Raw genomic sequence first — 24,546 nt, 5'->3', positions numbered from 1 at the left:
CTTCACCTTATGCTTTCGCTTTTGGCATTTGAGATACTAACGAGAGATCTACATCCATTCCTTCTACTTGGAAGTGAGGAACGGCATACAGTTTCACTCTGAAAAATCCTGGATTATCTTCAATATCTTCTACAACGACTTTGGCATCGCGCAGTGGGTGAGAAGCTTGTAAATCATCACTTGGATCAGTCATTTCAGTAACTAAACCACGAACCCAATTATTTAATTCGAGCTCTAATAAACGGCGATCTTTAGTAGTACCGATATTTTCACGCTGAATTAATTTTAAATAATGAGCAATTCGTGAAAGTAGGAAGATATAAGGTAAACGCGCATTAATACGGCTGTTTGCAGTTGCATCAGCGGTATCATAAATAGCGGGTTTCTGAGCCGAGTTTGCTGAAAAGAAACAAGAATAATCACGATTTTTATAGTAAGACAATGGAATAAAACCGAGGTTGGCAAATTCAAACTCTCGTGTCTCAGGGATCATGACTTCAGATGGAATTTTGACCTGACTTCCTGTGCCTAAATCATAAAGATGAATAGGTAAATCTTTTACAGCTCCGCCAGCTTGAGGGCCGCGAATTTGTACACACCAACCATTATTAATAAAGCTTTTAACCATATTTGCAGCAAAAGCAAAGGTTGCATTTGTCCACAAATATTTTTCATGATCTGGGCCTTTTACTTCTTCAATATAATTAAAACTACGTACAGGAACGGTATCAGGACCATAAGGAAGGCGGCCTAAAACGCGAGGCATTGTTAAACCAATATAGCGGGCATCGTCAGAGTCACGGAAAGATTTCCATTTGATGTATTCAGCACGGTCAAAATAGTTGCTGATATCTTTAATGGCAGCGACTTCTTCCATAGAGTCTTTACCAAAAAATGCAGGGCCAACAGAGCCAACAAATGGCATATGTGCGGACGCTGAGATTTTTGCAATATTACGTAATAACGCAATATCTTGTGGGCTACGATCAAACTCATAATTAGAGACAATAGCTGCAATAGGCTCACCACCGGGAGTATCATATTCTTCGATATACGTATGGTGATAAAGGCCACTTTGAATAGTTTCAGGGCAATCTTCAAAATCTTGGCGTAAATCGTCTTTGGCTACATCGAGTAATTCGATTTTCACATTTTGGCGAAAATCAGTGCGATCCACTAAGAATTTTAGTCCACGCCATGCTGATTCTATTTTTTGGAAATCGGCATGATGCATGACTTCATCAAGTTGCTCACTAATTTGTCTATCTAAATCTGCAATATGGTGATCGAGTAGAGTTCTATCTAAACGTTCAACCTTTTGGCCTGAAGATTTCAAACGATCGAGAAAAACTTGAACTGCAACAGTAACGCGTTCATTTGCAGTTGTATCAGCCAGAGCACTATTGTCTTGGAAGATATTAATATCGCTCACCTGAGAAACAGGAGTGAGATTGATTTTCTCAAAGAGAGAGGCGTAAACACCGCTATTGGCGGGCTCATCAAGTACAGTTGTTGTACTTTTTGAAATACTTTCGCTATTCACTGACATAAGCATAATCCTGTAATGATAAAACCCAATTAGTCTTTTTTCGGTGCGAGTTGAGATAACTCTTCGCGTAATTCATCACTTAATGCAGGATCTTTAAGGATATTTTCGAGTTCACGGCGAAAAGTGATGTTATCAAGAAGGTTAGATTTCAAATCACGTAAGAGATTACGCATTGCCAGCATGGCGCGCAGTTGCGGTATTTGGCGAGCAACTTGTTCTGGCTCAAAATCAGCCATTTCTTTAAATGACAGATTAATATTTTCTTCGCTACCATCATTCGTTAATGTGTTTTTTACGGTAAGACTGATCGATGGAGAAAATTCAGTAAGAACACTATTGAAATTATTTTTATTAATATTGACCTTTTCTCTTTCTGAAAGAACACGTTTATCTTTTCCGTTACTGTAGTCACCAATGGCCAATAGTTTTAAAGGCAACTCAACTTTTTTCTGTGCACCACCTGTGTGCAAGTCGAGTTTTATATTTACCCGCGCTTTAGGAACTTCATTTTGAAAGCTATCTGACATAATAAAATCCTTGTATTAAAACGAATAAAGGATCTCTTGAGAGTGGGAATAATAAGTAAATCCACTACCAGGAAATTTAATTTAAGGCATGATTACTTATATTAAATTATTTTAAATAAATCAATTTATCTTAACGTTTTTAAGAGATATCTCTAAAAATAAAATGTAACAACAAATAGGAGTAAATAATTTATTAGTTTTATATTTCTATATTTATTTGCATTTTTAGTATTTATATAAAAATTATAATTTAAATATTTATTTTATTCTGCTATGGGTCGTAAAAAACATCCTTACTCAGTATTTGTACATAGAACATATGTTTAATAATTTACATTAGATACTATAACTCTTTTTCTAGTTTCGTTAAGTTATTAATTAGGGGTAAAGAAATAAGAATGTAAGTTAAGCCATGAAGAGTATGAGCGTAAATCACTTTGAATCTAATTGGTCAGACATTAATGAGTAATGAAAAAATATTGAGGGAGTGATAACTACGCATGTATTGATAGCGATACTCAGTGGGATGTTGCGAGTGATTACAGCATATTACATGATATTTAGCTGTTTTCTGTTTCTGGGCGCTATTACTAAACAGAAGAAAAAAATACGTGAAGGCAAAGTCCAGACAACTATGGGATTCACGATTATTTATCACTAAATCTATGATGAAAGTATTAAACAGATAAAACTGTTTTTTGAGTTCAACCGCAATAATAGAGTTAGTTATTATTGGGGTACTTTTGGGAATAATAGTTATCGTTTACGACGATAAATGCGATGTCCAATCATTGTACCAATGATCATTAATGGTGTGTTTTCACTGCTAATTATTGGATAATCATTATTTAATGGTACAAGTTTAAAATGTTCATTGTTATTTGCATCAATGCGAGTTGGCCTGTATTTCTTAAATGTTGCCTCTCTTTCATGATTAGCAGCAACAATAAATTCACCAGGATGTGGTTTTATCTCAGGATCGACAATGATTACATCTCCTGATTTAAAATCAGGTTCCATTGAGTCACCTTCTATTTTTAATGAAAAAGGAAGTGATTAAGTATCATGTGGAAATAATTAAAATTGTATTAAATTATCATATGTCTGATAAATCATGTTGTTATAGGAATAAAAATATTTTATCTATATTAATTGAAAACTAATTATTTAAATAATATGGACGCCCTGTTTGTAAAATAAAGGAATATTATGAAACTTATTGATGGATTGAAAACAGAATTAAAAGGTTTCTTCAATGAAATATCAGAAAATAACTATGTGAAGATTTTTGACACTCCTCATATATGGGGAATGCCATTTGGTAAAGAAATTATGCCAAAAGCGATAGAACGTGAGGCTGAGTTTGAACAGGCTATTACATCTATCTTAGATAAAATGCTATATCGCTGTGATATTTCATCGCTTAATGCCCCTGATGAGGAGTGGCGTAAAATTATTCTTGCTGCAATTGATAAATCTTTTTCTGAAAAGAAAGGACGTAAAGAACGCACTCAAATTCGATTTTTATTTGCACAAACACCAACAGTTTTATTAAACGGTGTGAAATATTATTTTAGTGGAACACCTGAATACCTAACATTGAAAAAAGATCTTATTGAATTAATTAAAGAGCGTGGAAAATATTGGGAAGGGCCTGATATGCGCACTGATTATAAGAAAGGTTCCGAAAAAATGAAGGAATACCTTATAAAAAATGCGAAGAAAAAAATTCGTATGTCTCAGCAAGATGTTGTGAGCGCATGGAAGAAAATATGGAAAGATCACCCAGTTTGCCATTGGATCATTGAAGCGTTATTAAAAATAAAACTATAAAGGGGAGTTAATCCCCTTTATATCGTAAATAATAATTAATTTAGCTATTTTAGATAACCTAACGGCCAGTGTTTGAAATAAATATGATTAGCTTGCCAGTCTACTTTTTCTGTATTGTCGCTTAATAAATGGCGAGCCACAGTAAAGGCAAATTCAAAACTTACACCTAATCCTTTTGCACTGATAAATTTTCCATCGACAACTACATCTTGATCAAGATAATTGCCATCATCATATTTATCTGCCAATTTATCGCCTGTGCTGTAATTACGACCGTCAAGAAGATGGTGTGCCGCTAATACTTTTGCTCCAGAAGAGCATAGCGCACAAATATATTTATCTTCAGCAATATGGCGTTTAATAAATTGAATAACTTGTTCATTCGCACATAAACGATCAGTACCTTTAGGACCACCTGGCATCATTATTGCGTCATAGCTGTGTGTCAGTTTTTCAGTTAATAGAAAATCAGCACTGATTTTAGTTTCAAAATAAGTATTTAATACCAATGTATCCATGCAAGAAAGTACATCAACATGAATATCAAGACGGCGCATGATATCAATAAAAACAACGGCTTCGCCTTCTTCGAATCCGTCTGCTAATAAAACGGCAACCTGTTTCATTGTATTTATCCTTTATTGATTTTTAGTAATGAATGGATACTTTGAATATGATTAACAATGGTTTGCTTATCTTGTTTATCAATAGCTTCAGTAGTTGCTATCCAGCTACCGCCACATGCCACCACTTGTGGAATAGCGAGATAATCACTGACATTATTTAAACTAATGCCACCCGTCGGCATAAATTGCATTTGTGCGTAAGGTGCCGCAAGTGCTTTTAGCATTTTTATACCGCCAGAGGCTTCTGCTGGGAAGAATTTAACTAAGGTTAGGCCTCTTTCAAGGGCTACTTCTATTTGGCTTGGATTATTAATTCCCGGCACAATGTTGATGCCATTATTCAGACAATAATCAACTGTACTTGGGTTATAACCTGGAGAAATGACAAAGCTTGCTCCAGCTTCTTTTGCCATGTCTGCTTGTTGTGCCGTTAATACTGTTCCTGCGCATAAAATAAGCTCAGGAAAATGCTCATGCATTAACTTAATAGCTTTAGCTGCCGCAGGTGTACGAAAGGTGATTTCAGCAACAGGTAATTGATTTTGGGTTAGAATTTCACCCAGCCAGATTGCATCTTCTGCGCGATTAATTTGGATCACGGGGATCACTTTCAGTGAGGAAAGTGTATCAACAATTGACTGTGTCATGGTTATCCTTGATTAATGTATAGAATGAATCGGTGACTTTATGAGGGATGATGGCGCCATGGTGTTGAATAACGAGTCCGGCTAATGTATTTCCCCATAAACAGCAAGTTGGTAAGCGATTATTTTGTAGCCAAGCAGCAATAAAACCAGCATTAAACGAGTCGCCCGCTGCGGTAGTATCAACAACCAAATCAATCGGTTTGGGAGAGATATAGCCCGTATCTATGCCATCAGACCAGAAAGCGCCATGAGCACCGAGTTTGACAATCACGTTTTGATTGCCCCATTGATGAAGGCGTTGTGCAATATCTTGTTCTGTCAAAATGGGTTGTTGCCAAAGCATTTGCTCATCATCACCCGTAACTAAAGCGATATCGCTAAGCCTGTACAGTTTTTCAAACCATTCTTGTGCATGAGATATTGAATCCCATAAGCGAGGTCGATAATTTGAATCCACAATTAAAGTGATCCCACGCTGTTTAAGGTGGATTAATTGCGTGAGTAGAGACTCTTTTCCTTCCGGCGTTAAAATAGCAAGAGAAATTCCGCTGAGATAAATTACACTATTATCAGGTAGTGCATTGAGATGTGTTGTAAAACGGCTATCTGTTGCAATATAACGTGCGGCCGCATCATTACGCCAATAATGAAAACTACGCTCACCGCAGGGATCAATTTCAATGGCATATAGGCCGGGAAGTTTTTCGGGAATAGTAATAACAGACTGGCAGTTAATTCCTTCTTCTTCCCATGCTTTTTGCATTAAGGCACTGTAAGTATCAGTGCCTAAACCTGTCATATAGTACGGATGTAATGTAGGGATAAGTCGCGCTAAGTACAGCGCTGTATTTAGCGTATCACCGCCAAAGCGCTGTTGTTGTGGTAAAAACGGTTGACCACTAAGCTCTATCATACATTCGCCAATAATGGCGACAGTTCTATTTGTTTTCACAGTTTCCCATCACTTTTACAGACACGAATTTTATCCGCAACCACCGCTTTCATTGCGGCTTTGCCCGGTACAAGGTAATGGCGAGGATCACTTGCATCAGGATTATCTAAAAAGTACTGCTTGATTGCGTTAGAGAAAGCTATTTTTAGTTCAGTTGCGACGTTAACTTTACAAATACCTAAATCGATACAACGGCGCACATCCGCATCAGGAATACCCGATGCACCATGAAGAACTAAAGGGACGTCTGTTTTTTGGCGAATAATCTCTAAGCGATCAAAATCGAGATGAGGCTCATGTTTATACATGCCGTGTGCTGTACCGATTGCAACAGCTAATGAATCAATACCCGTTGCTTTAATAAATTGTACCGCTGAATCAGGATCGGTGAATAGGGCATCTTTAGCATCAACGATAAGATCATCTTCCTGTCCACCAAGACGACCTAATTCAGCCTCTACAGTGCAATCCCAATGATGGCAGAAATTGACCACTTCTTTGACGATACGAATGTTTTCTTCAAAATGAAAATGAGAGGCATCGATCATGGCGGAGCGCACACCTGAAATGACTTTATGGCAAATATCAGGAATATCTTCATGGTGATCTAAATGTAGTGCAACGGGAATTCGGTATTGCTCTGCGGCTTGTTGACAAATAGAGATCAAATAATCACTACCTGCATAAGCAAACGTACTTGGTGTACCAGCTAAAATGACGGGAGATGCCATTTCAGCAGCCGTCTCCATCACAACTTGGATAGTTTCCAAGTTGTGAATATTAAAAGCAGGCACAGCATAATTTTCACGCTGTGCTTTATTGAGCATATTACGAGTAGAAACCAGATACATGTTTGCCTCTCATCTTTCGTTTAATTACGAATTATAATAAACGAAAGAAATGGAAAGGTAAAAGATCTAAATCACATTTTTATTCCCTTCGCACTGAAAGCAAATGAAAGGTAGTTAGAAAAAATGTGCCATTTTTGAACTATAACTGGTGATCCCTTTGCGTAATAAGTTATTTTTAGGTCGTCTTGACTGTCCTATTACGGTTTCAGTGACTTTTTGTGCTAAGGTCTGTTTTTCTAAACGGCGAGTTAATGGGGTTTGCTGAGTTGTATAATCTTCACAAAAAATGACAGTTACCTCTTGTGTTGCTTTCATTCCAGTTACTAAAGCTTGGATAGATGGAATTTCGAAACGAAAGTTATCTTTTTCGATAGGTAAAGGAAGTGAAGGCGTTTGCCATAAATTGATACGATCAGCACAATAGAGCGCGATAATCACAGCACGTAATGACCAAAAACTACTGGCTGGCCCACTGTAGTTATCGACCAAACGAGGATCGTGAGTAAATAAGCCTTGAGTTGGTGCGCCATTTTTTAATGCACCTTGAGAAATAAAATAACGTAAGCTACTTTCAAAGGCGCGTTTTGCCTCACCTACTTTGACTGAAGGGCAATGCAAATCGACGCCTGCTAATAATGGCGCAGAAACCGCAAGGCGATAGCAGGCACTTCGACCAAAGAAAGGAATACCTTTGGGAGTCATAAAATAAAGGTAGTGCTGATTAAAGGTGTTAAGTGATTGAGTAATAAATGTCGAATCAAATTGAGGGTCGATTTGCGCTAACCAATACAGTGAATAGTAAAAACCCCACGCATTGTAGTAATCATAATTACCTTTTGCGCCATCACGAAACCATCCATCACCAACATAAAACTCTTTTAATCGTTCATAACGCCAATGGGCAATTGTGTCTTTTCCTGTGAGTGCTTTAATGACAAATTGGACGGTAAGAGGGAAGAAATGCCAATTATTATCAACAATTTCACAATGATTAACTTGTTCGAACCAAGCAATAATTTGTTGTTGTGTTGCTGGTGCTAATGTATCCCAAACCCATTCACGGCTTATCCAAAGTGTGAGCGCTAAATCAGATGCTTCACAAATTCGTTGATCGTAATTTTCAAGTTTCCCCCAATATCCTTTATGAAGTGGATCAGTACCATGAATAAAACTTTGTTTGATCATTAATGGTAAATTAAATGCTTGCTGATTTAATCCCATCAACGTACTTTTTTTGCTGCTAACTATCCATGCTGCAAGTAGAGGAAGTACTCTGCTAACACCTTCAAGAGCATCCGTTCTTGCTGTTTGTTGCCCGGGACTTCCGGGATAATAAGCATGGGAATAACCCCAGACTTGATAATGATGAAAAGCCTGAGTGACATACTGTGTCAACATTTCGCATAAAGAGAAAAGAGACTGATTTTCATCATTAAAAAAGTGAGTGATCGTTTTATCATAGCGACGATAAGCTGATTTTCTGACTAATCGTCGAATGATATTTTCCTTAAATAAGCGTTGATAGATTTCTACGTTTGGGTGCTCATAAGGGAGTTTTGGACGTGCTGAAGATGCAATTTTAATAGCCATTTTCGTATCTCAGAAAAAAGACGCATCCTTGCGAAACAAAACGGAGGTTGAATATTAAGGTTTTGCAGAATCCACTAATATTTGATAGTGATCTTGCCCCCAAATAACGGGCTTTGGCTTATCTTTGATCCACTGGTAATACGCATTTTTTAGCTCTGTAACTTTTTGTGGGTTTTGTTTGGCAAGATCAATTGATTCGGACGGATCGTTTTTATCGTTAAAAAGTTGAGGCTGATTTTTCCCGTCATCATAAAAATAGAGCGCCCATTCACCGTCGCGTACAGCCCAAGCACCTTTAGAGAGTTTTTCTAAATTAGGATTTGTAGGCGGTGTTTTACGTTGATAGGTTATCCATTGATGATATCCATGCCAAAATTCTTGGTTTTCCTCACTGTAATGTTTAGTGCCAGGACCGGCCCAATAAAGATAATTGTGAGGGGATTTTGTTGTTTCACCTTTGAGTAAAGGCATGATGTTTTTCCCTTCAACATTTAGATTGTCAGGAATAGTAATACCTGCTGTTTGTAGCGCAGTCGGTAAAATATCAAGTGCGGAGATCATCTCATCACTTTTTGTACCAGCAGGAATAGTGCCGGGTTGATAGGCAATGAAAGGTACTCTGACCCCACCATTAAACATTTGTCCTTTAAAGCCTCTATCCATTGCATTCATTGGCATTGGTGATTCATTAACTGCACCATTGTCGGATAAGAAAAAGATAAGTGTATTTTCTAATTCACCATTTGCTTTTAATTTTGCAAGAATTTGACCAATACCTTCATCGGCTGCATTTAATGCTGCAAAGTATTTATCTGCTTCAACATTACCAGTATCAAATTTTTCCATATATTTCGCAGGTGAGGCTTGTTCCAACGGAATATGAGGAACGCTATAGGAGAGATTAATAAAGAATGGTTTATCTTTATGTTCATCAATAAATTTTAAGGTCTCATCCGTTAATAAATGTGTGGTATAGCCCGGAGCTGGAACATTGACACCATTACGCCAAAATGCAGGCGAATTCCATAAAGCCACACCCGATGCGTAATAGCTAAAGTCATAATCAAAACCTCGTTCATGAGGTGTGTAACCCACTTCTGGTGTTGAAATCATGTTGTCGTGATAATCGCGAGTTTGTTTACTTTCATTAATTTTCGGTTTGCGGATCACTTTTGCATTGTGCCATTTTCCAATGCTGGCTGTGGCATAGCCATTTTCTTGGAAAAGTGAAGGCAATAGTTTGATATCTTTGGGAATACCTAAAATGGCATCATCATTACTGTAAGTACCAAAGCTTGCAGGAGAACGGCCCGTAAAAATACCTGCTCGAGAAGGGCCACAAACAGGATGAGCAACAAATGCATTGGTCATTTTGGCACCATTTGTAGCCATTTGACTGACATTTGGCATTGCAATGCGTGCAGCTTCAACCATCTTATTGATATCGCCTTCATAACGTGGCGGTGTCGGTCTTTGTGCTAATTCATCAACATTTAAGGTATCCAGTACAAAATCAAGCTGTCCTGTTCCTAAATCATCCATCACTATCAGTAAAATATTTGGCTTTTCAGGTGTACCACCTGCATTGGTAGTGATTGGGATGCTTAAACATGATGTAGCAATCAGCCCAGTGAGTAAGCTTTTTTTAACAGAAGGTAAGATCACGGATTGTCTCCAGAATAAACAAGATAAAATAAAAAGAGTTACTTTAAGTAGTTTTTTTTCATCGCAGGAAGTGCATCACTAGCAAGGCCTCCGCGCGAAATAGCTTGTTGCATTAATTGCATGCCTATCGCGGTATGGTGAAATATTTTTTTATAAGAGCGACATAGGTAGTTATGGCGATGTTTTTCACCTTCAATAGCAATAATGCGATGTTTAGGGCAACCGCCGTAACATAAGCTTTGCACTTCACACTGTTTGCAAAGGCTAGTTTGTTTATCATATTTATTTTGGCCAAAGCGCTGCTGCTGTTTTGATGTGGCTAAATGAGCAAGACTATTTTGATGAATATTGCCCAAATTATTGGCGGGATAGACATAGTGATCGCAAGAGTAAACATCACCATTGGCTTCAATGATCAATGCCTGACCACAGGTTTTAGATTGAATACAGGTTGATGCGGGATATCCCATCCATGTGCCTAATAAACTATCAAATAAGCGGATATATATTTTCCCGATATCGCCTTGCCGTATCCATTCATCAAATACTTCAGCCATAAATTGCCCATAGCCTTCAGCCGGAACAGAAAATGGTGCTAATTGTGCATTAGGGCCCGGCGCATAATGTCCTCCGTGAGTATGAGGAAAGCGTCTATCGACTTCGACAATGGGAATAAATTGAAAGAAAGTGGAACCTAATTCTTTTAAGGCTTGATAAGTTTCTTTTCCTTTATTCCAGTTTTGGTCATTAACGACAGTGAGTGTGTTAAATTCGACGCCATATTCATTGAGTAACTTAATTGCACGTTTTACTCGTTCAAAAGTAGGGCTTCCATTGACTGAAATACGATATTTATCATGAACAGCTTCAATACCATCAATTGAAACGCCTAATAGAAAGTGATTATCAGCAAAGAATTGTACCCATTGGCGATTAATAGCAATTGCATTGGTTTGTACACTATTTGTAATTGTCTTGCCGTTAGCAAATTGCTTTTGGTATTTGACAACTTGCTCAAAGAAAGCCAATCCTGCAAGCGTTGGCTCTCCACCTTGCCAAGAGAAATCAACCTGATCTCCACCGTGTGACTGAATATAGTCTTTAATATAACGACGAAGTACACCATCTGGCATCACGGTATGGTCTGTCTCTTTTTTTTCATCTTGAAAAATATTTTCTTTTTCCAGATAAAAGCAGTATTCACACTTAATATTACAGTGGTAGCTTGTAGGTTTTGCCATCATATGAAAATAAGCAGGTTGATTTAATGCCATTAGTCATTTCCTGAGTTTCTTTTTTATCCTGTTACATTACGTAAAATTTATCAAAACAAAAGAGATTAAAATCACAAATACGAAACAACGAAAGTAAATGAAAGATTTTTTCGAAAGATAAATACTGTTTTTTTCGATAAAAATACTTTCGATTCGATACTATTTCATATTCTATTGACTATTTGAGCTATTTAGTTTGATTTGTTTTTCGAAAATAAATGAATGTATTGAAGTTTTAATCTTTATTTTGTGAGATAAGGCGAAATTAAATCTATGTTATTGTGCTTTACCTAGCTGTATATGGTGTAATCATAAGTATAGTGTTGCGTTATATCATTTTATTTATTGGAAACTGATGGCCTGAAGGCTATCATTGAAATGACACGAAAATAATCGTAAGCATTCGATGATGAATCGAAACTTTGTGAAAGAGATCAAAAGTTTTGTTTTTTTTCATTGTCGGTTAAAATTGGCGTAGTAAACTACATTCGAAACCAATCGAAAGAAAGTCTTTTGGTTTCGTAAGGAGACGAAAGTGAAAGCGGCAGTTGAGAGGCGTATGGAAATCCTCGATATGGTAAACCAGCAAGGTAAAGCCAGAGTCGAAGATCTCGCTGAATTATTTAAAGTCTCAAGTGTCACTATCCGCAGCGATCTAAGCTTTCTTGAAAAAAATGGTTATATCGTTCGCTCTCATGGTGCAGCAATTCCTAACACAGGATTTATTGCCGAATTGAGTATCCACGAAAAACGTGGACAAAATGCGGGCATAAAAACATTAATCGGGAAAGCAGCCGCAACGCTGATAAAGGATGGAGACACCGTCATTCTTGACTCGGGGACAACTACTCGCGAAATCGCGACACATTTAAAGTCGCGCGAAAATGTAGTGGTCATGACTAACGGTCTGGATGTCGCAATGGAGTTAGCAAATACCTCAGGTGTGGAAGTATTAATGACCGGTGGTGTATTGCGAAAAAGTGCGTTGTCTTTTTCAGGCTCACAAGCTGAAAATAGCCTTAGAAATTACCGTTTTGATAAGGTTTTTCTAGGTGTTGACGGATTCGATTTACGTGTTGGTATTACTACACACAATGAACAGGAAGCTAGTCTTAACCGTTTAATGTGTGATATCTCAGAAACGATTATTGCGGTTGCCGATTCTACGAAATTCAGTAAACGCAGCTGTCATATGATCAGAGAGTTTGGTGATATTGATATATTAGTGACCGATTCAGGTATCCCTGAAGAATATATTCAGGAACTGAAAGATCACAAAATCGAAGTGATTATCGTCGACGATAAGGCATCGTAATTTGCTAACTCCATTAGCAACACCGCCGGTGTTGATTATGGAGTTAGTATTTAATGCATCCTTTAGAAAAGATTGTTCAGCTACACAAATCAGGCAAACAGAATGGTATTTATTCTGTTTGTTCTGCCCATCCTTTAGTAATAGAAGCAGCTCTATTACAAGCGCTGGATAATGATTCCTTTCTGCTAATTGAAGCCACCTCTAATCAGGTTGATCAGTTTGGTGGTTATACAGGAATGACTCCCGCTGACTTTTACCAATATGTTATTGAACAGGCTAAAAATGTCAGCTTTCCTATCGAGAAGCTTATTCTTGGTGGCGACCATTTAGGGCCTAATCGTTGGCAACATCTAAACGCTGAAGAAGCGATGGCGAATGCAGATGTGTTGATTGCACATTATGTTGCCGCAGGTTTCAAAAAAATCCACCTTGATTGCAGTATGTCTTGTGCTGACGATCCCGTTCCTTTAACCGATGAAATTGTGGCATCTCGTGCAGCACGCCTTGCTGTTATTGCAGAAAATACAGCAAAAGAGACTTTTGGCTCGAGTGATATTGTTTATGTTGTTGGCACAGAAGTGCCTGTCCCGGGCGGTGCCGCTGAAGAGCTTGATACGGTTGAAGTGACTTCACCTGATGCTGCACGTAAAACCTTAGAATGTCATCGCCAAGCTTTTCAACATGCTGGTGTCGGTGATTGTTGGGAACGTGTTATTGGTTTGGTGGTTCAACCGGGAGTCGAGTTTGATCATACAGGTATCATCGACTACCAACCAGAAGAAGCACAAGCATTAAGCCAAGTCGTAAATGATTATTCTCATCTTGTTTTCGAAGCTCACTCAACGGACTATCAAACCAAAGAGGCTTATAAACAATTAGTTCACGATCATTTTGCAATTTTAAAAGTTGGGCCTGCACTAACGTTTGCTATGCGTGAGGGTTTATACGCACTTTGTGCCATTGAAGAGACTTTATTTCCGCAAGAACAGTGCTCTAAATTGCGTGAAAAGATGGAACAACTGATGTGCCGTGAGCCTGGATTTTGGCAAAAATATTATCACGGTGATGAGCGTCAACAAGCCTTTGCTCGAGTGTATAGTTTTAGTGATCGTATTCGCTATTACTGGCCTGATGCTGAAATTAATGCCGCTATAGATACGCTAATGGATAACTTATCCGTTAAACCAATTCCACTGCCGTTACTGAGTCAATATCTGCCTTATCAATTTACCCAATTTAGAGAGGGCATGATTGACGGCTCCCCTGAATCTTTTGTTATTGCGAAAATTCGTGACGTGTTATCGGTGTATGCCGATGCCTGCTATGTCCATTAATTGAGGGAAACCATGGAATATTTAAGCTATCAGACCGCTAAATTAGAGCAACTGAATGCATTTTGGACTGCGAAAGAAATTGAGCAACAACCAGAATGTTGGAAGAAAACATGGCAATCAGTAAAAGAGAAACGTGCTGATATTGAAGCCTTCTTAGATAAAGCGCTCGCAGCGCCTCATGCACGAATTATTTTAACAGGTGCTGGTACGTCCGCATTTGCTGGAAAAGCATTAGCCCCTATTTTAAGTGGCCATACAAAACGTCGAGTAGATGCTATTGCAACAACCGATTTAGTGGCTGATCCACAAGAATATTTAGCAGAAGACATCCCAACGTTATTAATTTCTTTTGCGCGTTCAGGGAATAGCCCTGAAAGTGTGGCGGCGTTAGATGTTGCGACTGAATGTCTATCTCAGTGTCATCACTTAGTACTGACATGTAATGCAAATGGCAAGCTTTATCAGTATTGCCAAAATAACAGTAGAGCATTGGCATTGTTGATGCCTGAAGAATCCAATGACCGTTCTTTAGCAATGACTTCTAGCTTTTCATCCATGATGATGGCTGCAGTGACTATCTTTTTAGGAGATAACGTCTTTAGTGATTCTATTGCACCTTTTTTTAGTCACTATAAAGCACAGTTTAATAAAGCGAATCAAATTATTCGGGATAAATACGCGGGTAAGTTTAAACGGGTTATTTATCTAGGAAGTGGTGGATTGCAAGGTTTAGCGCAAGAAGCTGCGTTGAAAATGTTAGAGCTTACAGCGGGTAAAGTGGTTGCGAGCTTTGATACTCCATTAGGTTTTCGACATGGGCCTAAGTCTATCGTAAATAAAGAAACTTTAGTGGTGATGTTTTTCTCTAATGATCCTTATACACGTCAATATGAGACTGACTTATTACGAGAGGTTATTCACGATAATGCATCAGGCAAGGTGATCGCGATCACCGCACGAAATGATAAAGCTTTTTCGCCTGAGAGTTTTGTTTATATTCCTGCGTTAGAGAACTGTTCTGATGTGGCGCTATTGTTCCCTTACTTGATGTTGGCGCAATCATTCGCATTTCACAGTTCCATTGCACTAGGGAATACGCCTGATAACCCGTCTCCAACAGGAGAAATCAATCGTGTTGTACAAGGCGTCACTATTTATCCGTTCTCATACAAAAAAGACGACACACAGTCTGCTTTAAATTAATAAAATATAATAAGAGAGCTAATCATGAACACACCGAATATTGTCTGGACCCGCATTGATGAACGTTTACTCCATGGTCAAATCCGCATTACATGGGGAAAACATACAGAAGCAAACCTGATTTTAGTGGCTAATGATGACGCAGCAGAAGGCCCAAACGCCGCATTCATGCAAGCTGGAATGAAAGCATCAGCAGGTGGTGAATATGCTGTTCGCTTCTTCTCTATTCAAAAAACCATTGATGTTATTAGCAAAGCATCACCTCGTCAGAAAATTTTTGTGTTGTGTAATAACCCGAAAGATGTTGCCCGTTTAGTGGAAGGTGGCGTGCCCATTACTCACTGCAATGTTGGCAATATGCATTTTCATGAAGGGAAACGCCAAATTGCAAAAACAGTATCCGTTGATGAAACCGATATTGATGCATTTAAACGCCTTGTTGCAAATGGGGTAACTTGCACAATTCAAAACACTCCCGATCAGACACCTGTTGATGTATTAACACTCGCATCTGCTTGATAAATTTCTGAATAAAAAAACCTGCATTAGCAGGTTTGAGGATTATTTATGATTTTTGAAGCTTCTTTAGTGGCTTTATGGGCCTTCTTTTGCGGTATAGATAAGTATGACGTTGCATTAAATATCCATCGTCCATTAATTACAGGGCCTGTTGTCGGGCTGATTATGGGCGATATGCAGGTTGGATTGATTGCAGGGGCAACATTAGAACTTGCTTGGTTAGGACTTGTTCCTAACGCTGGTGCTCAGCCACCAGATGTAACATTAGGCACTATTGCTGCGGTTGCTTTTGCAGTAATGACAAATCAATCACCTGAAGTTGCTATGGGTATTGGTATGCCAATTGCGGTGTTAATGCAAATGTTGGTGATTGGCTTCTTTGCAATGACTGCGTTCACTATGGGAAAAGCCGATAGATACGCAGAAAGAGCCGATGCTGGTGGTGTGTCACGGCTACTGATTATCACGATTATAGTACGTTCATTACTCTACGCATTAGTTGCCTTCGTAACGGTCTATTTCGGTGAACATGCGGCCCAGTGGATTGATGATAATACCCCGAAAGTGTTGCTTGAAGGTCTAGGTATTGGCGCGAAGATGGTTCCGGCTATTGGTTTCGCAATGTTGTTGAAAATCATGTGGTCAAAAGAAGTTGCTGGTGTGTTCTTCATTGGTTTCGTGATGACAACCTATTTAAAACTCCCAATTATGGCGGTCGCTATTTTAGGCGCATCAGCCGCTGCACTCTACTTCTTCTTTAGCGGTAATAACAAAAATACAAGTCAGCAAAATGAGGATTTCGAAGATGGTATCTGATAACAGCACTGCATTGAAAACACAAGATAAACCAGAAACGGGTTCTTTGATTGATGGCATTGATGAGTACCAAGATACTACGGTCAGAAAAGTTATCACTAAAGGTGATCTTTGGAAGTGTGCGTTCCGAGGGTTATTTATGGAAGGTAACTTTAACTTTGAACGTATGCAAGGCGGTGGATTTGCCTTCTCAATTATTCCGGCACTAAAGAAGATCCACGGGAATAATAAACGCGATTATGCAACATCACTGAAAAACCATCTGCAATTTTTTAATGCCAGTCCTAAGCTGTTTACCTTTTTATTAGGTACAGCTGTTGCAATGGAAGAAAACAAAGAAAAACCATCAACTGTTAACGTGATGAAAGTAGCAGGAATGGGGCCAACAGGGGGCATTGGTGACGCTATCGATCATATGACCTTAATGCCACTTACATTAGCATTGGGCGCATCTATTGCAATGGAAGGCTCGATTGCGGGACCTTTTGTTTTCTTCTTTTTATATCAAATTGTGCACTTTTTAGTGTATTTCGGGCTGATGTTTATGGGTTATCGCGCGGGAACTGCTGCGATGGTCAATATGAGTGATGCCACTGAAAAACTGGCTAAAGCCGCCAATATTATGGGGATCTTTGTCATTGGGGCGCTCTCCGCGACCTTTATCAAGGTGCAAACCACCGCCTCGTTAGAGCTGGGAGGAAAGGTGGTCGAATTGCAAAGCGCGCTCTTTGACAAAATCATGCCGAATTTACTGCCTCTGTGCTTAGTTTTCCTGATGTACAAAATGGTAAAAAGCACCGGCTTTTGGGGAAAACCTCCGGTATTGATTTTCTCAACTCTTGCATTTGGTGTTGTCGGCCACGTATTAGGATTCTTATAACAGAGAGCCTTTACCACCGTCGTTATCGTCAATCGAAATACATTATTAACTTGCTATAAACGGGCAGGAGAGTCTTCTGTTGCCCGCAAGGAGTCACACTCATGATAGGTCTTATTGTTTCAGGACATCTTAATTTTGCTTCAGGTATGGCATCAGCCGTAAAAGCGATTGCTGGCGAGCAAGAAGATATCGCATTTATCGATTTTGTTGAGTCAATTTCTCCTGATGAACTTGAAGAAAAAATGCGTGAAGCGATTAACTCAATGTCATGTCAGCAATATCTATTCTTAACAGATTTACCCGGTGGAACCCCTTGTAATAGGGCAATGGCCATTATGATGCAGAACCCTGCTGTTGAAGTGTTAGCGGGTGTGAATCTACCGATGATTGTTAATGCGGCCTTTGAACGAGAAGGATGTTCAACGTCAGAGTTAGTGCAAACGTTACGCGAAATAGGTCAAGACAGTATTCAAGATATTCGTGAGCAATTGGCTCAAATAGACAGCAATGATACTGATGAAGAAGACGGCTTATGAGTCAGCGATACGCCATTTTGGCAGATAGAACGTTTACGCCTGAAGGAATTCGTTATCTCTGTTATGTCTGTGTTAGGGGCGATGTCATTGAATCGATCACCTCGCAAGCACCAACAGATTGCCCCATTATTCGCCTAAAAGGGAAATCATTATTACCCGGTTTTGTGGATATCCATATTCATGGTCGTGAAGGTGCAGATGTCATGGATGCGACTGAACAAGGGTTGCAAACCATTGCTGATGCTTTAGTGAAAACAGGCGTTGTAGCGTGGGTTGGTACAACAGTTACTGCGCCTATAGATGATATTCGCCTCGCATTATCACAAGTACGTGAGTTTTTATCAAAGCCACAAATGTCCGGTGCGTTGTTGCTTGGGAGTTTTTTAGAAGGGCCTTATTTTACCGAACGCCATCGAGGCTCTCACCCAGTGAAATATCTAAAAGCACCAACAATATCAGAGTTAGAAACACTGCTTGAAAGTGCAGGTGACACATTATTGCGTGTCGCTGTTGCGCCAGAAGCACAAGGTTCAATAGAAGCGATTGATTGGTTGGTCAATCGAGGTATTAAACCAAGTGTGGCGCATACAGCGGCAACTTACGAGCAAACTTCAGATGCTTTTTTACATGGAGCTGATTGTGGTGTGCATTTGTATAACGGTATGACGGGACTTCATCACCGTGAGCCTGGATGTTGTGGTGCCGTGTTATATCACGATGTATTAGCAGAATTGATTGCCGATGGCATTCACGTTCATCCCGTGATGATGCAATTAGCGTATCGCATGAAAGGTTACCAGCAACTCGCGTTAATTACAGATTGCATGCGTGCAGGTGGGTTGCCTGATGGTGATTATACGTTGGGTGCTCAAACAGTGAGTGTTACTCAAGGCCAGGCCAAAACAGCAGATGGCTCTTTGGCTGGGAGTACCTGTAGCTTAGATAGTGCATTGCGAAATATGGTGCAACTTGCGCACATACCTGAGTGGGAAGCTGTACAAATGGCGACTGCGATCCCAGCTGAGTATCTCGGTATCGGCGACAAATTGGGTTATATCAAAGTAGGGCAACAAGCCAGCTTTGCTGTGGTGGATGAGTGTTTTCATCTCACCGATACATTCATCAGAGGAAATCATATTTACTCTGTATCCGGGGAAAATGTATAGCTTTTCAGTTATGCACCCATCAGTAAAAATGAGGTATTTATAATGGAAATTCGTCAGCCAATTCATAGTGAACATGCTAAAAGGCTTGATACAGAAGGACTTCGCAAGGAGTTTCTGATAGAGAACCTATTCTGTGAAGGGGAAATGAATCTCACTTATAGCCATATAGATCGTATTATTGTTGGCGGTATTGTTCCTACAACACAGCCTTTAGCATTAATGGCGGGTAAAGCCTTAGGCGTTGATTTCTTTTTAGAAAGACGTGAGTTAGGTGCCATTAATATTGGTGGCGCTGGTAAAGTGGTTGTTGATGGAGAAGTATTTGATATTGGTCCTCGTGAAGCCATTTATATTGGAATGGGGGCTAAAAGTGTTGAGTTTATGAGTGATAATATGGAAACTCCAGCTCGTTTTTATATGAACTGTGCGCCAGCTCATCATACTTATCCAACACGCAAAATAACGCAGCAACAAGCATCACCAGAAAAAATTGGTAATGCAGAAAATTGTAATGTTCGTACTATTTATAAATTCTTACACCCTTCAGTTCTGCCAACGTGCCAATTATCCATGGGGATGACAGTTCTTGAACCAGGTAGTTTATGGAATACCATGCCTTGCCATACTCATGAGCGTCGCATGGAAGTGTATCTCTATTTTGATATGAAAGATGATAACGTGGTGTTCCATTATATGGGAGAACCAACGGAAACTCGTCATTTGGTTGTTCGCAATGAACAAGCCGTCATCAGCCCTAGCTGGTCAATTCACTCAGGTGTAGGCTCTGCATCTTATACCTTTATTTGGGGAATGGTTGGTGAAAATCAAGTCTTCCACGATATGGATCATGTGGCAATGAAAGATCTGAAATAACCACAAATAGTTACATTTTCTTCTTACCCTACTTATAAAAAAGGTGTGGCAATAAAGCCACACCTGAGAGGTTACTGCTATGAATTTATTCGATTTAAATGGCAAGATTGCTATTGTCACTGGTTGTAATACAGGTTTAGGCCAAGGTATGGCTATTGGTTTAGCCAAAGCGGGCGCAGATATTGTGGGGGTGGGCATTCAAGATGCGCCTGAAACTCGTCAGCAAGTGGAAGCATTAGGTCGTCGTTTTCATTACATTACACAAAATTTAATGAAACAAGATGGGTTACAAGCGCTGGTGGATGAAGCTGTTTCTGTTATGGGACGTATTGATATTTTGGTGAATAATGCAGGGATTATTCGTCGAGAAGACCTTTTAGAATTTAGTGAAAAAGATTGGGATGATGTGATTGATATTAATCAGAAAACATTGTTTTTTTTATCTCAAAAAGTAGCTCGCCAATTTGTAAAACAAGGTGACGGTGGAAAGATAATTAATATTGCTTCTATGCTCTCTTATCAAGGAGGTATTCGAGTACCTTCCTACACAGCAAGTAAATCTGCAGTCATGGGATTAACCCGTGCATTGGCAACGGAATTATCTCAATACAATATTAATGTCAATGCAATTGCTCCTGGTTATATGGCAACAGATAACACTGCAGCCCTACGTGCTGATGATGCACGTAATGCGGCTATTTTAGAGAGAATTCCGTTAGGGCGCTGGGGTGTTCCCGAAGATGTTGCAGGTCCTGCTATTTTCTTAGCGTCTAAAGCCAGTGATTATGTTAATGGATACACCATTGCGGTTGATGGTGGTTGGTTAGCTCGTTAATTTCATGGAGAAATAGGATGGAACACGCTAATACAGATACTTTGCAAAGAGAGCTTGTATTAAAAAACATGAAGCGAGTGTATCGTTATCAATCGGCTAATCAAGTTCGCAGTGTTCGTCGCCGTAGTGGTAAAACCCGTTTTATTAAAGATACCGACTGGGAACGTGGTGTTTTATGGAGTTGTGTAAGTGCAGCATGGCAGGCAACACAAGATGAAGAGTATCTCAATGGTGTGTTGAATTACACTTTACATACTGGGTTTAGAACAGGCCCCAACGCACGTTTTGCAGATGATCATGTTTGTGCACAAGCTTATCTGGCTATTAGCCCGCTTTTTGAACAATCTGAAGTGGTTGAACCAACAATCAAAGCGTTTGATATTATGCTTAATGAGCCAAAACGCGGTCGTGAGGATTGGTGGTGGTGTGATGCACTCTTTATGGCGCCTCCAGGCTTTGCTGCATTAGCTGAAATTACCAATGAGCGACGTTATTTAGATTATATGCACACAGCTTATTGGGATGCGATTGACCATTTACGTGATCCTGAAACAGGGCTTATCTTCCGTGATCATCGCTATATTCCTGATGGTCAAGGTAATGAATTACGCGAAGCTAATGGTGAAAAAGTATTTTGGAGCCGTGGTATCGGTTGGGTCTTAGCTTCGATACCGCGTATTTTAAAATATATGCCTGATGATTATCATGATCGTGAGCGTTATATTGCACTGTTTAAAGAATTAGCGACATCCATCCTAGATTATCAACATGAAGATGGTTTTTGGCGAACAAGTTTACTCGATCCTGATAATTTTCCTGCACCAGAAAGTTCAGCAACAGCGCTATTTTGTTACGGATTAGCATGGGGAATTAATCAGGGAGTATTAGAGAAAGATGTGTATTTTCCTGCATTAAATAGAGCATGGTCAGCATTACAAACCTGTATTCATGACAATGGCATGATAGGTTGGGTTCAACTTCCGGCATTTAACCCTCGTGAAGTGAAGTTTGAACATAATATGGATTATGGTGCTGGTGCTTATTTATTGGCAGGAAGTGAAGTTTTAAATCTTTTGTAAAATTGCTAGCGCTTTGATATTGACGCTTTGTTGTTTTTCTTGCGCTTCACATGCCTTCCGCGCAATATTTTCCTATCTAGGATGCCGACCAAAAAATAAGGTCGGCTTTTTTATTTTTAATATAATAAGAGGTAACGCTGATCTGTTACCTCTTATTATAAATTTGGGTGCTGAGATAAACACACAATAATTGAAAAAAGAAACTGTGGGGGAATGCTCCCCCACAAAATTAATATAAAGTGAAAGCTATATTAACCTGAATAATTAAATATCCATTGTTTGGTATGAGTAAATAAGATATTTACGCTCTAATAATACATGACTTGGTAATATCATTGTCACGATCACTAGCCCGATTAAAGAATATTTTTTCATTTCCTCTTGCACTCCGTTAAAAATGGAGGCAGAATCAAATTGTTTGTGTTTGAGTCCGCCTCGGTTAATATGAATATATTATCCGGGGCTTTTCTCTTTCTGGTGCTTGCGATATGCTTGAACCAGATTGATCCAAGCACCCGCGCAGAGAATAACAAATTATTTAAATGAGACGACACATTTATTATTAATAATAAATTTATCGATTTGTTTTTGCTATTTTAAATAATTAATTGATTCGTTAACTGGTGTGGTTAATAGAGTAAGAGGTAACAATAATCTGTTACCTCTTATTCTAAAATTGGGTGCTGAGATAAACACACAATAATTGAAAAAGGAAACTGTGGGGGAATGCTCCCCCACAAAATTAATATAAAGTGAAAGCTATATTAACCTGAATAATTAAATATCCATTATTTGGTATGCGTAAATAAGATATTTACGCTCTAATAATACATGACTTGTTAATATCATTGTCACGATCACTAGTCCGATTAAAGAATATTTTTTCATTTCCTCTTGCACTCCGTTAAAAATGGAGGCAGAATCAAATTGTGTATGTTTGAGTCCGCCTCGGTTAATATGAATATATTTTCCGGGGCTTTTCTCTTTCTGGTGCTTGCGATATGTTTGAACCAGATTGATCCAAGCACCCGCGCAGAGAATAACAAAATAATCATCGAGCACAACACATTTATTATTAATAATAAATTTATCGATTTGTTTTGCTATTTTAAATAATTAATTGATTCGTTAACTGGTATGGTTAATAGAGTAAGAGGTAACAATAATCTGTTACCTCTTATTATAAATTTGGGTGCTGAGATAAACACACAATAATTGAATACGGAAATTGTGGGGGAATGCTCCCCCACAAGATTAATATAAAGTAAAAGCTATATTAACCTGAATAATTAAATATCCATTGTTTGGTATGCGTAAATAAGATATTTACGCTCTAATAATACATGACTTGGTAATATCATTGTCACGATCACTAGTCCGATTAAAGAATATTTTTTCATTTCCTCTTGCACTCCGATAAAGATAGAGGCAAAATCAAATTGTTGGGTAAGATTTGGCCTCGGTTAATGTTGAATAACGTAATCGGGGCTTTTCTCTTTCTGGTGCTTGCGATATGCTTGAACCAGATTGATCCAAGCACCCGCGCAGAGAATAACAAATTATTTAAATGAGACAACACATTTATTATTAATAATAAATTTATCAATTTGTTTTGCTATTTTAAATAATTAATTGATTCGTTAACTGGTGTGGTTAATAGAGTAAGAGGTAACAATAATCTGTTACCTCTTATTCTAAATTTGGGTGCTGAGATAAACACACAATAATTGAAGACGGAAACTGTGGGGGAATGCTCCCCCACAAGATTAATATAAAGTGAAAGCTATATTAACCTGAATAATTAAATATCCATTGTTTGGTATGAGTAAATAAGATATTTACGCTCTAATAATACATGACTTGGTAATATCATTGTCACGATCACTAGTCCGATTAAAGAATATTTTTTCATTTCCTCTTGCACTCCGATAAAAATGGAGGCAGAATCAAATTGTTGGTGTTTGAGTCCGCCTCGGTGAATATATAAATATATTTTCCGGGGCTTTTCTCTTTCTGGTGCTTGCGATATGTTTGAACCAGATTGATCCAAGCACCCGCGCAGAGAATAACAAATTATTTAAATGAGACAACACATTTATTATTAATAATAAATTTATCGATTTGTTTTTGCTATTTTAAATAATTAAATATCCATTGTTTGGTATGAGTAAATAAGATATTTACGCTCTAATAATACGTGAGTTGGTAATATCATCGTCACGATCGCTAGTCCGATTAAAGAATATTTTTTCATTTCCTCTTGCACTCCGTTAAAAATGGAGGCAGAATCAAATTGTCTGTTTTTGAGTCCGCCTCGGTTAATATGAATATATTATCCGGGGCTTTTCTCTTTCTGGTGCTTGCGATATGCTTGAACCAGATTGATCCAAGCACCCGCGCAGAGAATAACAAATTATTTAAATGAGACAACACATTTATTATTAATAATAAATTTATCGATTTCTTCTGGTTATTT

The 24,546-nt window shown here is 38.6% G+C and carries 21 protein-coding genes and 1 pseudogene; 12 read left to right on the top strand and 10 right to left on the bottom strand.

The window, feature by feature from the left end:
• Window positions 1-7 precede the first annotated feature (7 nt).
• The 3 genes and pseudogenes from tssC to LW139_RS15260 form a co-directional block, all read right to left on the bottom strand.
• Window positions 8-1,555: a type VI secretion system contractile sheath large subunit gene (gene tssC / locus LW139_RS15270; protein ID WP_166540609.1), complete on the bottom strand. Its 1,548-nt coding sequence runs from the start codon at window positions 1,553-1,555 to the stop codon at window positions 8-10.
• A 23-nt stretch (window positions 1,556-1,578) separates the two neighbouring features.
• Window positions 1,579-2,076 carry a type VI secretion system contractile sheath small subunit gene (gene tssB / locus LW139_RS15265; RefSeq protein WP_227335862.1) on the bottom strand — a complete coding sequence of 166 codons (498 nt, stop codon included), beginning with the start codon at window positions 2,074-2,076 and terminating at the stop codon, window positions 1,579-1,581.
• Window positions 2,077-2,832: 756 nt separating this feature from the next.
• Window positions 2,833-3,123, bottom strand: a pseudogene (locus LW139_RS15260) (LexA family protein); the annotation flags it as partial.
• 162 nt (window positions 3,124-3,285) lie between these two features.
• On the opposite strand from LW139_RS15260, the gene LW139_RS15255 reads away from it, so the two are divergent.
• The gene (locus LW139_RS15255) at window positions 3,286-3,909 is read left to right on the top strand and encodes a hypothetical protein (RefSeq protein WP_247850158.1); all 624 of its coding nucleotides are present in this window, start codon (window positions 3,286-3,288) and stop codon (window positions 3,907-3,909) included.
• A gap of 44 nt (window positions 3,910-3,953) precedes the next feature.
• On the opposite strand, the gene LW139_RS15250 is transcribed toward LW139_RS15255, so the two are convergent.
• From LW139_RS15250 to LW139_RS15220, 7 genes are all read right to left on the bottom strand, one after another.
• Window positions 3,954-4,535 carry a DJ-1/PfpI family protein gene (locus LW139_RS15250; protein ID WP_166540612.1) on the bottom strand — a complete coding sequence of 194 codons (582 nt, stop codon included), beginning with the start codon at window positions 4,533-4,535 and terminating at the stop codon, window positions 3,954-3,956.
• Window positions 4,536-4,540: 5 nt separating this feature from the next.
• Window positions 4,541-5,182 (bottom strand): bifunctional 4-hydroxy-2-oxoglutarate aldolase/2-dehydro-3-deoxy-phosphogluconate aldolase, encoded by a 642-nt coding sequence (locus LW139_RS15245; protein ID WP_109407524.1) that lies wholly within the window; start codon window positions 5,180-5,182, stop codon window positions 4,541-4,543.
• The gene (locus LW139_RS15240; protein WP_166540613.1) at window positions 5,163-6,134 is read right to left on the bottom strand and encodes a sugar kinase; all 972 of its coding nucleotides are present in this window, start codon (window positions 6,132-6,134) and stop codon (window positions 5,163-5,165) included. The genes LW139_RS15245 and LW139_RS15240 overlap by 20 nt, the downstream gene beginning before the upstream one ends.
• Window positions 6,131-6,985, bottom strand: a complete 855-nt coding sequence (locus tag LW139_RS15235; RefSeq protein WP_166540614.1) for a tagatose bisphosphate family class II aldolase — start codon at window positions 6,983-6,985, stop codon at window positions 6,131-6,133. Before LW139_RS15235 ends, LW139_RS15240 begins: the two co-directional genes overlap by 4 nt.
• A 114-nt stretch (window positions 6,986-7,099) precedes the next feature.
• A complete protein-coding gene (locus tag LW139_RS15230; RefSeq protein WP_247850157.1) occupies window positions 7,100-8,575 on the bottom strand; it encodes a DUF2264 domain-containing protein in 1,476 nt (491 codons plus the stop codon).
• Window positions 8,576-8,629: 54 nt separating this feature from the next.
• Window positions 8,630-10,240, bottom strand: a complete 1,611-nt coding sequence (locus tag LW139_RS15225; RefSeq protein WP_227335860.1) for a sulfatase family protein — start codon at window positions 10,238-10,240, stop codon at window positions 8,630-8,632.
• Between the two features lie 38 nt (window positions 10,241-10,278).
• A complete protein-coding gene (locus LW139_RS15220; RefSeq protein WP_247850156.1) occupies window positions 10,279-11,514 on the bottom strand; it encodes an anaerobic sulfatase maturase in 1,236 nt (411 codons plus the stop codon).
• 535 nt (window positions 11,515-12,049) lie between these two features.
• Between LW139_RS15220 and agaR the strand changes: the two genes are divergently transcribed.
• The 11 genes from agaR (at window position 12,050) to LW139_RS15165 (ending at window position 22,070) form a co-directional block, all read left to right on the top strand.
• A complete protein-coding gene (gene agaR / locus LW139_RS15215) occupies window positions 12,050-12,829 on the top strand; it encodes a transcriptional repressor AgaR (protein WP_036912386.1) in 780 nt (259 codons plus the stop codon).
• A 53-nt stretch (window positions 12,830-12,882) separates the two neighbouring features.
• A complete protein-coding gene (gene kbaZ, locus LW139_RS15210) occupies window positions 12,883-14,163 on the top strand; it encodes a tagatose-bisphosphate aldolase subunit KbaZ (RefSeq protein ID WP_166540617.1) in 1,281 nt (426 codons plus the stop codon).
• 12 nt (window positions 14,164-14,175) lie between these two features.
• Entirely contained in the window at window positions 14,176-15,366 is a 1,191-nt protein-coding gene (locus tag LW139_RS15205; RefSeq protein WP_210813054.1) for an SIS domain-containing protein, read from the top strand.
• A 24-nt stretch (window positions 15,367-15,390) separates the two neighbouring features.
• A complete protein-coding gene (gene agaV / locus LW139_RS15200; RefSeq protein WP_072069319.1) occupies window positions 15,391-15,885 on the top strand; it encodes a PTS N-acetylgalactosamine transporter subunit IIB in 495 nt (164 codons plus the stop codon).
• A gap of 48 nt (window positions 15,886-15,933) precedes the next feature.
• Window positions 15,934-16,701: a PTS N-acetylgalactosamine transporter subunit IIC gene (gene agaW, locus LW139_RS15195; RefSeq protein WP_069367637.1), complete on the top strand. Its 768-nt coding sequence runs from the start codon at window positions 15,934-15,936 to the stop codon at window positions 16,699-16,701.
• Complete coding sequence (locus LW139_RS15190; RefSeq protein ID WP_072069318.1) at window positions 16,691-17,581, top strand: PTS system mannose/fructose/sorbose family transporter subunit IID; 891 nt, start codon at window positions 16,691-16,693, stop codon at window positions 17,579-17,581. The genes agaW and LW139_RS15190 overlap by 11 nt, the downstream gene beginning before the upstream one ends.
• A gap of 101 nt (window positions 17,582-17,682) precedes the next feature.
• Entirely contained in the window at window positions 17,683-18,117 is a 435-nt protein-coding gene (agaF, locus tag LW139_RS15185; RefSeq protein WP_109407516.1) for a PTS galactosamine/N-acetylgalactosamine transporter subunit IIA, read from the top strand.
• Entirely contained in the window at window positions 18,114-19,283 is a 1,170-nt protein-coding gene (nagA, locus tag LW139_RS15180; protein ID WP_247850155.1) for an N-acetylglucosamine-6-phosphate deacetylase, read from the top strand. The genes agaF and nagA overlap by 4 nt, the downstream gene beginning before the upstream one ends.
• A gap of 42 nt (window positions 19,284-19,325) precedes the next feature.
• Window positions 19,326-20,156 carry a 5-dehydro-4-deoxy-D-glucuronate isomerase gene (gene kduI, locus LW139_RS15175; protein WP_109407514.1) on the top strand — a complete coding sequence of 277 codons (831 nt, stop codon included), beginning with the start codon at window positions 19,326-19,328 and terminating at the stop codon, window positions 20,154-20,156.
• A gap of 79 nt (window positions 20,157-20,235) precedes the next feature.
• Window positions 20,236-20,991 carry a 2-dehydro-3-deoxy-D-gluconate 5-dehydrogenase KduD gene (kduD, locus tag LW139_RS15170; RefSeq protein ID WP_109407513.1) on the top strand — a complete coding sequence of 252 codons (756 nt, stop codon included), beginning with the start codon at window positions 20,236-20,238 and terminating at the stop codon, window positions 20,989-20,991.
• Between the two features lie 17 nt (window positions 20,992-21,008).
• Window positions 21,009-22,070, top strand: a complete 1,062-nt coding sequence (locus LW139_RS15165; protein ID WP_166540619.1) for a glycoside hydrolase family 88/105 protein — start codon at window positions 21,009-21,011, stop codon at window positions 22,068-22,070.
• Window positions 22,071-24,546 lie beyond the last annotated feature (2,476 nt).

Source organism: Proteus vulgaris (genome assembly GCF_023100685.1).
Taxonomy (GTDB): Bacteria; Pseudomonadota; Gammaproteobacteria; order Enterobacterales; family Enterobacteriaceae; genus Proteus.
Note: the sequence above shows the minus strand (reverse complement) of the source record. Positions and strands in the feature narration are given on the sequence as shown.

What these genes read in the sequence shown, in the direction of transcription:
- agaF (WP_109407516.1), top strand. Translation starts at nt 17,683, where the DNA reads ATGATAGGTCTTATTGTTTCAGGACATCTTAATTTTGCTTCAGGTATG.
- agaV (WP_072069319.1), top strand. Translation starts at nt 15,391, where the DNA reads ATGAACACACCGAATATTGTCTGGACCCGCATTGATGAACGTTTACTC.
- LW139_RS15230 (WP_247850157.1), bottom strand. Translation starts at nt 8,575, where the DNA reads ATGGCTATTAAAATTGCATCTTCAGCACGTCCAAAACTCCCTTATGAG.
- tssB (WP_227335862.1), bottom strand. Translation starts at nt 2,076, where the DNA reads ATGTCAGATAGCTTTCAAAATGAAGTTCCTAAAGCGCGGGTAAATATA.
- tssC (WP_166540609.1), bottom strand. Translation starts at nt 1,555, where the DNA reads ATGCTTATGTCAGTGAATAGCGAAAGTATTTCAAAAAGTACAACAACT.
- agaW (WP_069367637.1), top strand. Translation starts at nt 15,934, where the DNA reads ATGATTTTTGAAGCTTCTTTAGTGGCTTTATGGGCCTTCTTTTGCGGT.
- LW139_RS15165 (WP_166540619.1), top strand. Translation starts at nt 21,009, where the DNA reads ATGGAACACGCTAATACAGATACTTTGCAAAGAGAGCTTGTATTAAAA.
- LW139_RS15235 (WP_166540614.1), bottom strand. Translation starts at nt 6,985, where the DNA reads ATGTATCTGGTTTCTACTCGTAATATGCTCAATAAAGCACAGCGTGAA.
- LW139_RS15255 (WP_247850158.1), top strand. Translation starts at nt 3,286, where the DNA reads ATGAAACTTATTGATGGATTGAAAACAGAATTAAAAGGTTTCTTCAAT.
- LW139_RS15205 (WP_210813054.1), top strand. Translation starts at nt 14,176, where the DNA reads ATGGAATATTTAAGCTATCAGACCGCTAAATTAGAGCAACTGAATGCA.
- kbaZ (WP_166540617.1), top strand. Translation starts at nt 12,883, where the DNA reads ATGCATCCTTTAGAAAAGATTGTTCAGCTACACAAATCAGGCAAACAG.
- LW139_RS15245 (WP_109407524.1), bottom strand. Translation starts at nt 5,182, where the DNA reads ATGACACAGTCAATTGTTGATACACTTTCCTCACTGAAAGTGATCCCC.
- kduD (WP_109407513.1), top strand. Translation starts at nt 20,236, where the DNA reads ATGAATTTATTCGATTTAAATGGCAAGATTGCTATTGTCACTGGTTGT.
- LW139_RS15250 (WP_166540612.1), bottom strand. Translation starts at nt 4,535, where the DNA reads ATGAAACAGGTTGCCGTTTTATTAGCAGACGGATTCGAAGAAGGCGAA.
- LW139_RS15220 (WP_247850156.1), bottom strand. Translation starts at nt 11,514, where the DNA reads ATGGCATTAAATCAACCTGCTTATTTTCATATGATGGCAAAACCTACA.
- kduI (WP_109407514.1), top strand. Translation starts at nt 19,326, where the DNA reads ATGGAAATTCGTCAGCCAATTCATAGTGAACATGCTAAAAGGCTTGAT.
- nagA (WP_247850155.1), top strand. Translation starts at nt 18,114, where the DNA reads ATGAGTCAGCGATACGCCATTTTGGCAGATAGAACGTTTACGCCTGAA.
- LW139_RS15190 (WP_072069318.1), top strand. Translation starts at nt 16,691, where the DNA reads ATGGTATCTGATAACAGCACTGCATTGAAAACACAAGATAAACCAGAA.